Genomic DNA, 16,751 nt, shown 5'->3' with positions numbered 1-16,751 from the left:
TCCCACACCGCGGGAGAGTTCCTCTCCCATGCGGGCGAGGCCTCCTGCGTTCTTTGCCTTCAGGAGGTTTCTCATGCTTGCTCCCCTCTCGCTTGTCGATCGTCCATCGCTGACCTCACCCACCCTGACGTCAGCGGAACACCAACTCATCCAGGATGCCATCGCGGTGCTGGAACGGCGTCTGTTCCAGCGCGGACCGGCGCTCACCCGCCCGCAGGAGGTGGTCGATTACCTGCGGCTCACCCTGACGCGAGAAGATCGCGAGGTTTTCACGGTGGTCTTTCTCGACACGCGCCATCGCGTGATCGCCGTGGAGCCGCTGTTCTTCGGCACCATCGATGGCGCGCAGATCGCACCCCGCGTCATCCTGCATCGTGCGCTGCTTCTCAACAGCGCCGCCCTCATCGCGGCCCACAATCATCCGTCGGGCGCTACGGTGCCGAGCGACGCAGACCGTGCGTTGACCACCGAACTGACGGCCCTGCTCCGACGGGTCGATATCCGGTTGCTCGACCATTTCGTCATCGGTCAGGGCGAGCCCTTTTCCTTTGCCCAAGCGGGCCTGCTCTAACTCCTCAAGCGCCCCTCACGGGGCGCCCTCTTTCGCCATCTCCCCATGTGCAGCCTTTCTGCGAAGCGCATGGCCTTGCCACATCGGCATGAATGCTCGGTGATCCGATCCACACCCTGGCCGTGCCGAAAAGCCGGTGGCGACGGCATGCGGTTTTCTCGCCGCAACAGCGGTGTCTTTTTGGCGTACTGGGAAGCATCTTCCACCGCCGCATGACGCGTCCGCGCATGCGACGCGGTGATGTTCGTCTGCCTGATCCCGGAGTGCATGCCATGATGGTTCACGCCCACCGTTCGCCGTGCGTCGCGCATAGCCGCACACGTCTGCCGCGGCTTTTCCACCGGCACAGGGTCCTCGCCCTCAACCTCGCGCTCTTGCCGCTCGCCCACCCTGCGTTCGCGCAATTCACGTGCACCGATACGAGTGGCACGCCCCGCGGTGCCTCCGCCACCTACGCGACGGATACGGCGTGCGGCAGCGGTGCGGTGGCTCATGGCACGAATCCACAGAACGGCGACGCGACAGCGTTGGGTTATGGCGCCACCGCCAGCAACAGCGGCGCCACGGCGATCGGTGCCAATGCCGTCGCGACGTACAACAACGATGTCGCTGTCGGCCCCGGCGCCATCGCCAACTCGTCGCCGGCCGGCGCAGGTGCGGGCGCGGTGGCCATCGGCACGGCGTTTGCGCAGGGCACCGCGGCCGTGGCGATCGGTGGCAACGCCTATGCGAACGGCGACAGTGCCATCATGCTCGGCAACGGGTCGGCCCGTGGCAACGGCACCGTGGCGATTGACGCGTTTGCGACAGCCAATGCCTCCACGGCCCTGGGCCATCTTGCACAGGCCATGAATCCGTTCGACGTGGCGCTCGGTGCGAACGCCATCACCGCGGCCCCAAACACCGGCACGACGACCTTGTTCGGCATCACCGCGGCCGGAACATCGACGGGCGTCGTCTCGGTCGGCGCCGCCAGTGGTTCCATGATCTTTCAGCGGCAAATCCAGAACGTCGCGCCGGGCGTCATCAGCGCCAGCAGCACGGATGCGATCAACGGGAGCCAGTTGTACGCCGTTGCGGGAGGCGTCGACAACCTCGGCCAATCTGTGGCGAGCGTGTTGGGTGGATCGACGATTTACAACGCGGCCAACGGCCAAATCACTGGCATGTCGTTCGTGGTTCAGGGCACCCCTTACGCAACCGTCAGCGATGCATTCGCCGCAGCCGATACCGCGATCACCACCAATCGTACGCAGTTGGTCGATCTCACGACTGGCATCGCCGACGGCACGATCGGCCTTCTGCAGCAGACCGGCGGCGCACCTGGCAATGGGACACTGACACTGGGCGCACAGACCGGCGGTACGGCAGTGAATATCGCGGGGACGGCCGGTACACGTCAGCTGACAGGTCTATCCCCCGGCTCGGTGTCAGCCACCAGCACCGATGCCGTGACTGGCGCGCAACTCTATGCCGCCACGCAAACAGCCGGCGCTGGCTGGAATCTGGCGACCTCCGCTACAGGGAACGGCCAGGTCATCGGCGCCGCATCCCAGAACGTGGCAGCCGGCGGGACCGTGACGCTCACCGCCGGCCACAACGTATCCCTCACGCAAAGCGGCTCGCAGATCACGATTGCCACCAGCACGACGCCAACGTTCGCGTCCGTGACGACGTCGGGCCTGACACTCTCTCCCGATTCCGCCGTGAACATCGGCGGCAATGTGCTGCACAACGTCGCGCCTGGCGTGGCCGCCACGGACGCGGCGACGGTCGGCCAATTGACGGCGGCCCTCAGCGCCGGTAGCGCCAACGCGGTGCAATACGACACTGCCGCGCATGACAGCGTCACGCTCAACCCGGGTGGAGCACCCGCACCTCTTCACAACGTCGCGGCGGGTACGCTATCAGCGACCAGCATGGATGCTGTCAACGGCAGCCAGCTTTATGCAACCAATCAGACGGTGAGCCAAGCACAGAATGTCGCCAACAGTGCGATGACGACGGCAATCACTGCCAACGCCACGGTCAACAACGTGGTCGCGGGCCACGCCGGGCTTGTGCAAACGACTGGCACGACGATCACGATCGGCAAGAGCGATGCCGCGACGCGCATCGACATCACCGGGCCCGACGGTGCACGCACGTTGACAGGGCTGGCGCCCGGTGTGGCAGCGAATGATGCAGCGACAGTCGGTCAGGTCTGGACCAACAATCAGCAGGTGCTCAGCCAAGCCAATGCTTACACCGATCGGCAATTCAACATGCTCGATAGACGTCTGGATGCATTGGGTGCGACAGCGATGGCTGCAACGTCATTGATTCCGAACGCGCGGGCCGAGGGGAAGTTTCAGTTGGCCGCAGCGGCCGGTACATACGGCGGCGCGACGGCTTTGGCCGTCGGCGCCAACTACTGGGTGTCGAAACAGATTCTTCTTAACGCTCACCTTTCGCAAGGAGTTGGCGATGGTGCGAAGACGGGAGCATCGATTGGGGCTACCATCGGTTTTTAATTGCCGGACAACATCTCAGCCTTTTTGACTTCGCCCATCATTACCATTCACCAATATTCAATTCGGACGGTAGGCGGCACTCTATTCAGGATATCCAATTTCAAGGCTGGATAATTTTGTAGCGTGCAGGTAAAGACAATCCTTAACCCCCGATCCGGATAGACCGCAATCGAACCTTTTACATCGCTCCCTCCCACTTTGATGCGCCGTATTTTGGTAAAGCACAACCTCTTTCGCATCACTGCACCGTACTCAATGAATTGCTCCGTGACTATTACACGAAAGCTAAATAACCAAACGCACCCTATGAAACCGACCGCAGCTATTGAGCCAGCACCCGCATAGACGATCTCGTTGTCTTTGCCGGGTTGAGCGTACGGAAGCCACATCGGCAAAGAAAGCAATATGAGCGACATTACCAATATCATCGAAGCTATTACTGGGTCGTATCGATAATTAGCCGATGCGGCAGATGAACCGCTTGGAATCACCATCCTCAATAAAGTTAAAATCAAACCGATCGCCAGAGGCCCTAATACAAACAGATTCATGAATATCCCCGACTAATTCTGGCACTGACACTGCTGCTCTGGCTGTGTCCGTTCATATGAGGTGTTAACTGCACTGCACCCGGCACTGCGCCTATCCCGGTTGCTAGCTGGAATGCAGCTTGCTGACTACCCCGGCTTGTTGGTGCTTTTCCGAGCAGGAAGACTACGCCTCCTTCAAATTTCCACCAACCTTGCTACGCCATCTGGAAATTAGACAACGCCTCTAAAAACTCACATGATTTTTGTAGCGACCAATTAGAACACCAAGAATCATGCCAAATACAGCAAAATAATAAATTGCATGCCCCGGAAATCTTGAAATAAAAAACACTCCGATACCAGCAAAAATACCCAGCAGAGCATTGACCAACGTTCGTTTAACCGGGCTGCGTGTCCAGTTATCAACGAAAAATGAAAGCGATACGAACAGCCCAACTAAACCCCCAAACAAAGTTTCCCACCAGCGATCATTTGGACGCAGATAGACCATTGTGAGCGCACTACCGAAGACAGCCGCCAAGAGACAGACCGCTAACGGAAACAGTATTTTTTTCATATTGAGCCTCATAAGCACACTCGCACTCACTTCCTATTGTCATACCTTTATCCTTTATTGCGCGCTTCATTGCTTGACTCGCTGCCGTTCCTGTTCCCTGAAGAACACCTAGGTCTACGGTCGTCAGTTCTCCGGCCGCTTCCGCAGCGCTAGCGGCTGCCGCGCCTCCAGCAAAGGCTTTGGCTACCTTCAACCGTCAACATAACTAAATCCGTATTTCATCGATCGCGCTCTTAAAAGAGACGCCATTACGTCCAGATCTTGAAAAGTCCCTGGTACGTACATCAGTTGTTTTCCATCGGTCGCGTAGATTCTAATTGATCCGCTATCACGTCCAGCTGTTGAGTATTTAACTCTCCCGATGTCCTCGCACCTCACTTTCAAACTGCCTCGCTTTTTCACAAAGGCAATAAAATTGTCGCCAATCTCATAGCGAACACTACGCAGATGAGCATACGCAGCCATCACACCAACTGACATTAAAAATCCGATCGAAAAAAGAACGATCTGAGCGCTTCCATCCGGCCTCGGAACAGCCACCTGATAGATAAAAAACGCCGCCAAAATTGGTATGAATGAACACCCAAACAACACCCATAACAAACCTGGCTGATATCTAAAAACATCAATTCCTTTACTGACTTCGTGCCCTTTTGAACGTGCCACCGCGAGAATGATCCCAAGCGTCAACGACGTCATAATGTAAACAAAAGCCGTTTTCATCAGTCACCGCCTATATCAGTGCACACCCAACTTTTGTAAGGGTTGGAGGGCACTTATACCCTTCCAACTACCCTAAATATGCTTCAGAGGGACACCCTTAGCCAGCCTCTTCAGAACTTTCACCTTTTATGTCCTATTGGGCCTGACACCCGCAGCTCTCATCATCAGCCCCTTGCCCACCTTTTACTTCAGAGTTTGGCAACCCCCACGAGCCCCCAAACGCACTTCCCAGCGCACCGGAAACGTACTTGTTTAGACCTGCTCCCTCTGCACCGCCCGACAATCCATCTCCAAACACACTACCTGCGCCGGCAGCAGCGATATCAACGTAATTAATTTCATCCCAGTGATGGCAAGGCAAGGATGCGTTCACAATTTGGTGAGTGGCTTCAATACCCGCGCTCAAGATTGCACGTGCTGCCATCGCTCCACCCTCTGTTTCGAGGAGCGATGCTCCATTGGTTAGTCCAGCCAAAGCTCCTGTGCCTGCTCCAGCTAGGAAATCAAGCCCGAGTGTTTTCCAGTCACTATCACCAGATACGTACCCGTTATAAAGCCCCCAAGCACCACCTATCACTCCGCCTATGAGTGCCAAGCCAAGTTCGCGTCCCTGCGGATCACGATACATGATCGGATCCCCACCGAAGCCGGCGTAAAAACTCAACTGACCACCGCCAAATCCGATCGGATCTTCACTAATAAAGCCAGCCATCATTGGGCTGTAGTAGCGCGCACGGTAGTAGTAGAGACCTGCCGTGTCCGCCTCTCGCCCTGTGTACTGGTACGGATTCGTGAACCCTGTTGTGGTGTCACTCGGCGTTACATTGCCATACGGGTCATAGCTGTATTGCTCCCGGATCGCACCTGTCGGATCGGTCAGCGCAATCGTGCTTCCTAATCCATCCGCGAGGAAATACGTCCTTCCCGTCACGTCATTGCGTGCAAAACGTTCATCGATAGCGAGACCATTGAGGATCGGGTTAATCCCACTGCCCTGTGTCTCCTGCACCGCATTAAAGCGATCGTAGAGATACTGCGTCGGTGTTCCGCCTTGCACCGTCTTACTCGTTCTACGACCAAGCGCGTCATAGGTATAACTGAGCTGAGCCACACCGTTCTGGCTCACTTGAGTGAGCTGGTTCCTGGCATTCCACGTGTACGTGTTCGTGCCATCGTCGGTCAGGTTGCCATTCGCGTCATACGTCAATGCCTGACCATTGAAGCTCGTCTTTCTATCATTGAGGTCGAACGTCGCCGGCTGCGTGGTGGCGGTCGGCAACACATCCGTCGCGAAGGTTCCGCTCTTGCTGATGATCCGGCCGTCGGCGTCGTAACCGTAAGCCAGGTTGCCTAGCGCATTGCCATTGCTCCGCGTGTAAGTCAGCCCCGTCAGCTCACTCGCGTTGTCATAGCCGTAGTTAACCGAAATGCCATTGGGCAACGTGAGTGTGGTCCGACGGTTGTCGGCGTCATACGCCAGTTGCACCGTCTCGCTGCCTTGCGTGATTGCCGTGAGCCGGTTCGTATTGTCGAAGGTGTAATTGACAGTCGCCTGGGCAGCCGCGGTCATACTGGTGCGCCGCCCTGCCGCGTCATAGGTGTAGCTAACGTTGCCTTGTGGAGTGCTCGTGCTCGTCACTCTGTCGAGACCATCGTAGCCCCAACTCAGTGTGCCGCTGGTGGAGTCCACCAAGCTCGTGATGCGGTTGCCAGCGTCGTAGCTGGCCTGGATGCCGGAACCATCTGCATAAGACACTAGGCTGCGCCGGTTGAGCGCGTCGTAGCTGACGTCGATCACCTGCCCTTTGCGATCGGCATGGGTGAGCACCTGACCCATGCCGTTATACGTCCACGACTCACTCTGATTCATTGCGTCTGTGCGGGTAATCAGCCGGTTACGGTTGTCGTAGGTGTAATTGATCACGCCCTTGTTGGGCAGCGCCACGCTCAGCAGGTTGCCGTTGCCGTCATAGTTGAGGGTGGTGGTCTGGTTGAACGCATCGGTGGCGGAAACCACGCGATCGTTGGTGTCGTACTGGGTGAGCGTGACGTTGCCCAGCGCGTCGCGCGTGGCGATACGGCGGCCGAGTGTATCCACTACATAGTTGGTGGTGCGACTGAGCGGATCGGTGATGCTTTGCAGGTCGTAACCTTGATAGGCGAAGCTCACGGTGTTGCTCAAGGCATCCTGCACAGCGATCGGCTGGCCGGCCGCGTTGCACTGAATCGCGGTGCTATGGCCTAAAGGATCGGTGACCTGGGTCAGACAGCCATTGGTGTAACTTAAACTGGTGACATGCCCCAGCGGATCGGTCACCGACGCGAGCTGGTTATAGTCGCTGGTGTAGGTGAATTGCGTCGTGACGGCATTGGACGTGCCGGACAGGCGAGTGACGCTCGTGACATTACCCAACGCATCATGGGTGTAGGCCGTGGTACGCCCCAGAGCATCCGATTGCGAATCGACCAATCCCGACGGCTCACGAACATACGTCGTGGTTTGTGCCAGCGAAGTGCCGTAGGCGTAAGTATCGCTGGATGGATACTTGCTGACTGGATCGAACGCCATACGCTCCTGATTACCATTCGGATCAGTCACGGTCGCGGCCGTTACGTTGTTCCCGCTATCCGTCGTATAGGCGAACTGGTAGTAGCTCTGATCCGCGAGGGTCTGCTTGGTCACGCGACCATTGGCGTCGTACTGGTTGGTGACCCATACATGGCCACGCCGGTCCTGCATGGTCAGCAGTCGGTTAGCGCTGTCGTAGGTGTAGTGTTCGGTCGTCTGATCAGGATAGGTCACCGTGCTCAGCGTTCCGGTGCTGTTGTAGGCGTAACTGATCGTGCGGCCCGTGTTGTCCACGGCGCTGGTGACGCTGTTGCCGCTGCCATAATTGAACGTGATGGAACGGCCGCTGGGTGACGTCACCCGTTCAAGCAGACCACCGTTGTAGGTCATCTGCATCTGGTTGCCAAAATGATCCTGTACCCACAGGAGAAAGTTCGGTGAATCGCTCTGGAAGCCGTACGCTGTGCCGTCCTTCCGTGTGATCTGCCAGTATTCACCGATCGAGGTACTGAAGTGCTGCAACGTCGCCCCAAAGAAAGCCGAGTTCGTACCGGTATGCACCCAAACATCGCCGTTGAGGTTGTTCGGGATGCCGCTCGCCAGATTGAAGGCGACACCCTGACCGCAAGGCAGCACCAGTTGCGGGGTGATGAATCCATTGGCGCTATAGAGGTGAATGCCGTAATTGGTGTTGCCACCCACGCCAAACATATGCGAATTCGCATCCGCCGAGTTATAAGCGCGCACCAATGTCAATGGCATAACATCGCGAATGGAGAAATCGTCCCATTCGTGAAAAAAAGTGCCGGTCTGCAAATCGACAGGTTGCGATCGCGATTCATTGCAGAGCGTCATGTCATTGGAACCATTGCCGCTTGCGAGCGAGGCTCCTGCACCGATCGCCCACACCAGAGATACCCCCGGATCAGGCACCAAGTGTTGCGCATCGGCGGTGACATGACCGCCGCCGTACATTTGCCAACCTTTCTGGATGTCGTAAACCCAAAAGTTGCCGGGCGTGTTCGCTTTTTCATGCCCGTAGTTGGGGTACACCACGCGTATGCCCTTCGACGCTTCCGGAGTCAGCCCCTGCACCACCGCGTCACCGGGCTGAATGGTGAAGTACATCGGGAAGTTATCGGGCAACGGGAACGGTGCGTGATCGACGGGCGTGGGCACGATGGCAATATGCGTCAACACATGCCCTTCGTGATCCTTGAACACGGTGCCTGCGGGAATGTGCAATTCAAGACCGGGCATCTCCGGATGCGTCAGTACGAGTTCGCGTGTCGTCGGTGACGGCAACGCAATTTCGTCGCGTGGAAGTACCCGCGGCAGATACATCACGAAGGGCATGTGATCGATGGTGTTGGCTTTGATGTCGGACCCCACCAGGAAACGGCCATACTGGACATTGCCGTGACTGGCAGAGCGGCCATCGACGAACACCTCCTGCCTTCCGGCCGGCAACCCGCTGAGCACAAACACGCCCTGTGCATCGGTTTTCACTTTAAGGTTGCCTACGCTTACATCGACGTTGGCAACGGGCGTCTCATCGATTTGGCGTACCTGACCGATCAAGGCCGTGGTGCCCTTGGTCAGCTTCGCTTCCAGTTCGCGCGTATCGGGCAGACTCTGATGCGACTGGTAAAGGCGCCAATGTGCGCCGGAAGCGTTGGGCACGTTGTTCTGACCGGGATACCAGGCACCCTCGCGAACAAAACTACGATCGCGACATAACGTATGACCGCTGTGATTCGCACAATCGACATCACCGCCGCCTGCCGTCAGGTAAAGCGGCGGCAATGTCGAGGCTTGATCGGCGTTTGCATCCGGCGTCGGGCGATGCCCTCGACCCGCCACCGCCACACCCGTTTGACTGAGGCCCGCCGTGGTGAAACCGACCGCCGTATAAGGGATGGCGGCGCCCGCTGCCGTATGCAGACCCTGCACAAATAGTGTGTAACGCGAACCGGGAAAGAGATCATCCGGTAGCTGCACAAAGGCCAATCGGCCACCCTCCGCACCCACCACGTGCACCGGCACGGCACCTTCCGGTCCCAATAACGTGATTGTGTGTGCACGCAACTGGTGAATGTCTACGGGCGAGGCGAAACGCACCACGAACGGCCCTTGAATCGGCGCGGCCGTCACGTCGGCGGATGGAAACGTAGCGCTGATCGCGGCGCCGGCGTGCATCGATGCCGGTGGCTTGCCGGTATTCAGCACACTGGTCGTCGGATCGAAGTACCACGAGGCATGCGCGGACTGGCCTTTGGCATCCACACCGCCATCAATGCGCACAGTGCCATCCGCGAGCAGTCCTGCGTTTGCTGCCAAGCGCGGCTGATCTGGCTCGCCCGACAACACCGTGATCTGACGCGACTGCGGTTGCCATAGCATCGCCGTCGTTGCAGGTATTCCGTTGGCGGACCAGCCGCCTGTCATGAGCAGTTGGCCATCCGTCAGCACCGTCAGTGTGTGGCCGGCACGCGCGGGCAAACCCAGTGCGTTGGCGCGCACGAAACGCTCGGTTGTCGGCTCAAACCATTCACCGGTATTCAATACGTCGCCCCGTGCGTCGACACCGCCCCATAGCAACACCTGGCCCGTCGGCATGACAGTCACCGATGCAAATCGGCGGATCTCAGGAAGCTGAATCGCCCGGCGCGTGGTGTCGTCGATCACGTAGGCAAAGCCATCCGCGCCATGGATCTCAAAAAGACGACCGTCGGGCAGCAGCGTGCGATTGACTTCCGACGAGGAAGGAAGGACCCAACGATGGCCCGCAACGGTCACTGTCTCGGATACCGGAATGCGGGACAACGACAAGGCCACTGCACTCAATGCAGCCATGCCTATCAGAGCGATCATTCCTACTCGTCCCAACGCCATCCGTCCCGCTTTCATTACAGACTCCTTGAACAGTCCAGGCTTGCTTACGCCGATCCACTGCAACGCCAAATCGTGTTTGGTGCGCTCACTACTGCACTAACGTGAGCTGTCCGCTACCGGGCAACCCGTTACTGATACTTACAACCACGGTGTAGCTCCCCGTGACAGGCAGGTTCGTTAGGCTCAGCGCGTTTGAACCCGTAGCGCTGAATTGCGCATAGTCGTTCGCCGGCGTGATGGTGCCGACATCGGGCCGATACACTCTTACCGACATCGCTTGGCCGGAGGGTGTCGTGCTCACGTTCGAGAGCTGCAATGTCAGGTTCGCGCCCACCGTCGCGTTGAACGTCAAACGCTCGGCTTGACCCGCCCCCAGGGTCACGGTCGCAGGCGTATTGGCCACCAAGGCAGGGCCGGTCAAATCCGGTTGGATCTGCGCGGTGAAGCTGATCGTTCCACCCCACGTGGGTATCGCGATGGCGGTGTAGCCGCCGCCCGCGAGATTCCACAACGGCTGGGAGCAACTCGATCCAGGGCTGGCGGCGTAGCAGGCAAAGCTCGTCACGTAGCTGCCATTGGGGCCGTAGACCATCACTTCAAAACCATTCGTACTCGCGCCCACCGCACTGACGTTATTCAAAGACAGTTCCAGGTTATCGCCGGGGTTGGCGTTGAAGTTGAAGGCCACATTCTGGCCCGCGACGGACGCGGCAAAATTGCCTGGGGAGCCCGTCGTCGAAACGTTGCCGGATGCCGCGGGCACCAACGTGACCTGTGCGCTCGCAGGCGCACCCGACCCCGTGTAGACCACCACGGTGTAGGTTCCCGTCAACGGCAGGTTGGATACGTTCAGTACCGTTGACGTTGTCGTCGACAGGGACGTGTAGCTCGTGCTGGGAACGATTTGACTCGCCGGGGTGTAAATCGCGACGCCGACAGCCTGTCCTGTCGGCGTCGTGCTCACGCCCGACAGTTGCAAGGCCACGGTGTCCCCCGCACTCGCGTTGAAGGTCAACCGCTCCACCTGACCTGTGCCCAGTGTGACGTTCGCCGGTGTATTCAGCGCCAGCGCGGGACCGATGACATCCGGCTGCAGCATCACGTTGAAGCTCATGGCGCTGTTCGTATCGGGCGGCACCACCACGATCGAGTACGTGCCTGCTTTCAGGTTCCAGAGCGCTGCTCTGCAACCTGCCGCTGTGCCAACGAAGCAGGTGGTATTCCCCAGGACAGCGACACCTGTCGGGTCATAGGCATACACCGTTACATAGTTGCCGTTGCTGCTCGCCCCATTAACGCTGACATTGCTCAACGTCAATTCGAGGTTGTCTCCTGCATGAGCGTTGAACGTCAGGTAGGCATTCTGGCCTGCAGCCGGAACGCTGTAGCTTTGCGCAGTGCCGTTGGTGGGCACCGTCCCTGTGACGCCCGTCAACGCGGTAATCTGCGCGTTCGCTGGCACGCCTGCAATGGTGTACATCACCAGCGTGTAGGCGCCTGTCGCCGGTAGATTCGGCAGATTCACGATGGCCGACGTGGTGGCATTCAGATACGTGTAGTAGTTGTTCGTGAGGATCGCGCCCGTGTCCGGGCGATACACGTTGACGTACACGGCCTGTCCCGCCGGCGTCGTGCTCACTCCTGACAGCTGCAGGGCCACCGTGTCACCTGCGTTCGCGTTGAAGCTCAACCGTTCCACTTGACCGGTTCCCAGCGTGACGGTCGTCGGCGTGTTCGCCACCAACGCGGAACCGATGACGTCCGGTTGCAATAGGGTGTTGAAGCTCATCGTGCTGCTGCTATCCGGTGGCGCGATGACAACGGAATAAGTTCCCGCCGCCAAGTTCCAGAGAGGTAATCTGCAACTGCTTGCGGTATTGATGTAACAGTACGTGGTCGCGACCACCGCCGCCCCCGTCGGGCTGTAGGCATTGACGGTGACATAGTTGCTGCCCGAGCCGGTCACGCTGACATGGCTCAGCGTCAGCTCGAGGTTGTCCCCCGTATGGGCGTTGAACGTCAGGTAGGCATTCTGTCCTTTGGCCGGAACGCTGTAGGTTTGCGTCGTGCCATCTGCAGGCATCGTACCCGTGACGCCCACCAACTCGGTGATCTGCGCGCTCGCTGGCACACCCGCGATGGTGTACATCACCAACGTGTAGGCACCTGTCGCCGGCAAGTTGGGCAGATTCAGTATCGTCGACGTGGTGGTATTCAGATATGTGTAGTAGTTGGTCGTGACGATCGCACCCGTGTCAGGACGGTAGACGTTGACGTACACGGCCTGTCCTGTCGGCGTCGTGCTCACTCCTGACAACTGCAAGGCCACCGTATCGCCCGCGTTCGCGTTGAAGGTCAACCGTTCCACTTGACCGCTTCCAAGCGTGACGGTCGTCGGTGAGTTCGCCGCCAACGCGGACCCGATGACGTCCGGTTGCAGCACGGCATTGAAGCTGATGGTGCTGCTGTTATCCGGCGGTGCGACGACCACGGAGTAGGTACCTGCCACCAAGTTCCAGAGCGGCACTCTGCAACTGCTCGTGGTGGTCACGTAGCAATACGTGGTCGCGATTACCGCCGCTCCCGTCGGGCTGTAGGCATTGACCGTGACATAGTTATTGCCGGACCCGGCCACACTGACATTGCTCAGCGTCAGCTCGAGGTTATCCCCTGCATCGGCGTTGAACGTCAGCGTGACGTTCTTACCCGCTGTCGTGGTGCCTTCGTTTTGAGCGACACCGTTGGACGGCAATGTCGCTGTGCCATAGGTCGGCGGTAGGCCGACCGTGTCCGAGACCACACTGAATTGCGCGCTGGCCGGCAATCCGTAATCCGGCGCCGCGATCACCGTATAGGTACCGCTGATCGGCAGGTTCGACACATTCCACGACTGTGTGCCGGTCGCGTGGAACGACGTGTAGGCCGTGGTGTTCGACGTGATCGCCCCTACATCCGGCCGATAGACCAGGAAGGTCACGCCTTGCCCCGCTGGTGTAGTCGCTGTTCCTGACGACTGCAACGCTACGGTGTCACCGGCACTCGCATTGAAACTCAACCGTTCTACCTGACCCGCACTCAAGTTCAGGCTCGCCGCACCACCGGTGGTCACGGTGGGTCCCATCACATCGGGTTCGAGCAGCGCGCTGAAGCGAATCGTGCCGCCGTAATTCGGGTTCACCATGACGGTGTACGTGCCCGCCGTCAGATACCACAGCTGCTGTGTGCAGCTCGCTCCAGGGTTCGTGCCGTAGCATGAGAAACCCGCGACCTGCGTGCCGTTGGCGGTGTAAACATAGACGTAGAACTGATTGGACGTCGCACCAGTTATGTTGATGTTGTTGAGCGTCAGTTCCAGGTTGGCGCCTTGCGTGGCGGTGAATGACAAATAGATGTTTTCACCAGCGGCATTAGCCGCGTAGGTTTGCGACGCCCCTCCCGAGGTCATCGTTCCCGCCGCACCAGCGACCACACTGAACTGCCCGCTGACGGGCAATCCATAATCGGGAGCCGCGATCACCGTATAGACGCCACTGACCGGCAGGTTCGACAAATTCAACACCTGCGTACCACTCATGTGGAACGACGCGTATACCGTGGTGTTCGATGTGATTGCACCCGCGTCCGGTCGATAGACCAGGAAGGTCACGCCCTGCCCCGCCGGCGTGGTCGTTATGGACGACATCTGCAACGCCACCGTATCGCCAGCGTTGGCGTTGAAGCTCAACCGCTCTACCTGACCTGCATTTAAGCTCAAGCTCGACGTGCCGCCGGTGGCCACGCTCGGACCTATTACATCGGGTGCAAGCAGCGCGCCGAAGCTGATCGTGCCACCGTAGCTGGGGGTCGCCACCGCGGTGTACGTGCCTGCCGTCAGATACCACAGGTGCTGTGTGCAGCTCGCTCCGGGGTTGGTGCCATAGCATGCGAAACCTGCTACTTGCGTTCCGTTCGCGGCGTAAACGTAGACGTTAAACTGGTTATATGGCGCACCGGCTACGTTGAGGTTATTGAACGTCAGTTCCAGGTTCGCGCCTTGCGTGGCGGTGAACGATAAATAGATGTTCTCGCCAGGTGCATTCGCCGCATAGCTTTGCGACGCCCCTCCTGACGTCAGGGTTCCGGTAGCGCCTGCGACCACGCTGAGCTGCCCACTGGCCGGTAATCCGTAGTCCGGAGCCGCGATCACCGTGTACGTTCCACTGACCGGCAGGTTCGACAAATTCAACAACTGCGTACCGGTCACACGGAACGATGTGTACGGCGAGGAACTCGACGAGATCGGTCCCGCATCGGGTCGATAGACCAGGAAGGTCACGCCTTGCCCGGTGGGTGTGGTTGCTATGCCCGATGACTGCAACGCCACGTTATCGCCGGCATTTGCTTGGAAGGTCAATCGCTCTACTTGGCCTGCATTCAAGCTCACGTTCGCGGTACCACCTTCGGCCACTGTCGGCCCCGTGACATCAAGTGTAAGCAGCGCGTTGAAGCTGATCGTGCCGCCGTAGGTAGGCGTCGCCACCACGGTGTAGTTGCCGCCCGCCAGCGACCACAGATGTTGTGTGCAGCTCGCGCCTGGGTTGGTGCCGTAGCACGAGTAGCTCGCCACCTGCAATCCGGAGGCGGTGTAAACCGATACGTCAAATCGACTGTAGGACGCGCCGGCAATGCTGATGTTGTTGAACGTCAACTCCAGATTGGCACCTGAGTTCGCAGCGAAGGATAGATAGATATTCTGGCCCGCGGCTTTAGCCGCATAGGGCACCGCCGCTCCACCAACGGTGATCGCGCCAATCTCTCCCGGCCGCATCTGCACCTGCACGGTTCCCGTCACGCCGGTTCCAGGCGCCATCACGACCTGATACGTACCCGAAACAGGAAGGTTGGCCAGATTGATCAATCCCGTCGTGGAAGCAGCACCACTTGTGAAAATGCCTCCCTCGGGTTGATAAACGGTATAGCTGACGGTTTGGCCGGCAGGCGCCGTACTGGTACTCAGAATGTCAAACGCCAGCGTTTGACCCGCTGTGGCGTTGAATACCACCCGATTACTCTGACTGGGTGTTGTCGTCGTAACGGTGGTCGGTCCACTCATCGTTACCGTGGCATTCGACTGTACGCCCACCGTCAACTGCGCCCCGGCCGTGTCGGGCGTAAATATCGCCAGGTACGTGCCAAAGGACGGCAGCCTCGGTAAATGGATGGAGGGCGTCGTTGCGGAAACGGAGCCCTTTGCGATCAAAAGATTGCCTGGCGCATAAATGCTGTAATTGAGATTGCTGGCCGTGGTGGTGATGCCGCTCGCCTGCAAACTTACCCAGCTGTTACCCGAAGCAGTGAACAGCACCGCACCTGACTGCCCCGCCGCGCCTATCGCTAAGGACACCGGCGCGCTATCGATCGTGGCAACGCCTGTACTCACAACGTTGGCGGGCGTAATGCCATTGGGCACCACCAACACCGTGCTTGAACTGATCGCCTGCCCATACGGGGTTTGCACAACGACAGGACCGCTGCTGGCGTTGCTAGGCACTGCAAATTGCAGTTGCGTATCTGACGCGGTAGACAACGATGACTGGGTCGCACCGAGAGCGACCGTCGTTTGACCTGGCAACGGTTCGAGATGGGTGCCGGCAACCGTCACTGTGTTACCCGCGGCTACGACAACAGGACTCACCTGAGAGATCGTGGGTGGCAGGCTGCCGTCATCAACGACAAACGCGGATGCACTCGTTGCCGTTTGAGTGCCCACCGTCACACTGATCGGACCGGTCGTGGCACCTGTAGGCACGCTAGTGACAAGCTGCGTCGCCGTCGCGGACACCACCGTGGCCGGCGTACCGTTGAAGCTCACACGGTTGTTGGCCAGCGTGCTGCTGAAGCCTTGCCCCTGGAGGATGACCTGCGTGCCGGCTGCGCCATGCGTGGGCATGAAGGAGAAGATCGCAAGTTGCCCCGACGAAAGCGGAGCACTGATCTGGCTAGCCTGGCCCAGCGTGTCATACCCGTACTGGACACTAGCGCCGTTGTTCGCGGTCACCGCGACGACACGGCCGTTGGCGTCGTACACATAGCGCGTGGACTGCGCATGCACGAAGCCCCCTGCCAGCAGCACGAGGCAAAGTAGTCTAATGAGACTTGCGCGAAACCATCGATCGAGCGAGCGTTGAACATGCCTCCTTTCGCCCGATCCATCCTGGTCACCACCACCTACCACCTCGCCCTTCCCCAGCGACTCCATTGCACAGTCCTTTCTGCCGCTCCTTGGGAAACGGCCAGCCTGATCTCGACGTGTGAACCCCTGGACTCAGTCACCTCTTTCATTGCGTGAACGAGGCGTGAAACCACGCGCTGATCGCACCAGAGTCGACGTGAA

General features: G+C 58.9%; 7 protein-coding genes. 2 read left to right on the top strand and 5 right to left on the bottom strand.

Going from position 1 to position 16,751, the window contains the following annotated elements; genetic code table 11:
- Positions 1-73: 73 nt before the first annotated feature.
- Positions 74-571, top strand: a complete 498-nt coding sequence (locus tag KY49_RS06710) for a JAB domain-containing protein (RefSeq protein ID WP_042584601.1) — start codon at positions 74-76, stop codon at positions 569-571.
- Between the two features lie 272 nt (positions 572-843).
- Positions 844-3,084 carry a beta strand repeat-containing protein gene (locus KY49_RS06705; RefSeq protein ID WP_042583884.1) on the top strand — a complete coding sequence of 747 codons (2,241 nt, stop codon included), beginning with the start codon at positions 844-846 and terminating at the stop codon, positions 3,082-3,084.
- A gap of 47 nt (positions 3,085-3,131) precedes the next feature.
- Here KY49_RS06705 and KY49_RS36925 read toward each other — a convergent pair whose 3' ends face one another.
- The 5 genes from KY49_RS36925 to KY49_RS34425 form a co-directional block, all read right to left on the bottom strand.
- Positions 3,132-3,635, bottom strand: a complete 504-nt coding sequence (locus tag KY49_RS36925) for a hypothetical protein (protein WP_156162441.1) — start codon at positions 3,633-3,635, stop codon at positions 3,132-3,134.
- A 223-nt stretch (positions 3,636-3,858) separates the two neighbouring features.
- Positions 3,859-4,191: a hypothetical protein gene (locus tag KY49_RS36920; RefSeq protein WP_156162440.1), complete on the bottom strand. Its 333-nt coding sequence runs from the start codon at positions 4,189-4,191 to the stop codon at positions 3,859-3,861.
- Positions 4,192-4,380: 189 nt separating this feature from the next.
- Positions 4,381-4,914: a hypothetical protein gene (locus KY49_RS36915; protein ID WP_156162439.1), complete on the bottom strand. Its 534-nt coding sequence runs from the start codon at positions 4,912-4,914 to the stop codon at positions 4,381-4,383.
- Between the two features lie 133 nt (positions 4,915-5,047).
- Positions 5,048-10,357, bottom strand: coding sequence for an RHS repeat-associated core domain-containing protein (locus KY49_RS06700; RefSeq protein ID WP_231636347.1), 5,310 nt, complete (start codon positions 10,355-10,357; stop codon positions 5,048-5,050).
- A 109-nt stretch (positions 10,358-10,466) separates the two neighbouring features.
- Complete coding sequence (locus tag KY49_RS34425) at positions 10,467-16,616, bottom strand: IPT/TIG domain-containing protein (RefSeq protein WP_082062307.1); 6,150 nt, start codon at positions 16,614-16,616, stop codon at positions 10,467-10,469.
- Positions 16,617-16,751 lie beyond the last annotated feature (135 nt).

This window comes from Burkholderia sp. MSHR3999, assembly GCF_000833595.1.
GTDB lineage: Bacteria > Pseudomonadota > Gammaproteobacteria > Burkholderiales > Burkholderiaceae > Burkholderia > Burkholderia ubonensis.
The sequence above is the reverse complement of the archived record's forward strand: the minus strand, read 5'-3'. Positions and strand labels throughout refer to the sequence as shown.

Excerpts from the sequence above, each read along its gene's own strand:
- KY49_RS34425 (WP_082062307.1), bottom strand. The coding sequence starts at position 16,616 with ATGGAGTCGCTGGGGAAGGGCGAGGTGGTAGGTGGTGGTGACCAGGAT.
- KY49_RS36920 (WP_156162440.1), bottom strand. The coding sequence starts at position 4,191 with ATGAAAAAAATACTGTTTCCGTTAGCGGTCTGTCTCTTGGCGGCTGTC.
- KY49_RS36915 (WP_156162439.1), bottom strand. The coding sequence starts at position 4,914 with ATGAAAACGGCTTTTGTTTACATTATGACGTCGTTGACGCTTGGGATC.
- KY49_RS06705 (WP_042583884.1), top strand. The coding sequence starts at position 844 with ATGATGGTTCACGCCCACCGTTCGCCGTGCGTCGCGCATAGCCGCACA.
- KY49_RS36925 (WP_156162441.1), bottom strand. The coding sequence starts at position 3,635 with ATGAATCTGTTTGTATTAGGGCCTCTGGCGATCGGTTTGATTTTAACT.
- KY49_RS06710 (WP_042584601.1), top strand. The coding sequence starts at position 74 with ATGCTTGCTCCCCTCTCGCTTGTCGATCGTCCATCGCTGACCTCACCC.
- KY49_RS06700 (WP_231636347.1), bottom strand. The coding sequence starts at position 10,357 with ATGATCGCTCTGATAGGCATGGCTGCATTGAGTGCAGTGGCCTTGTCG.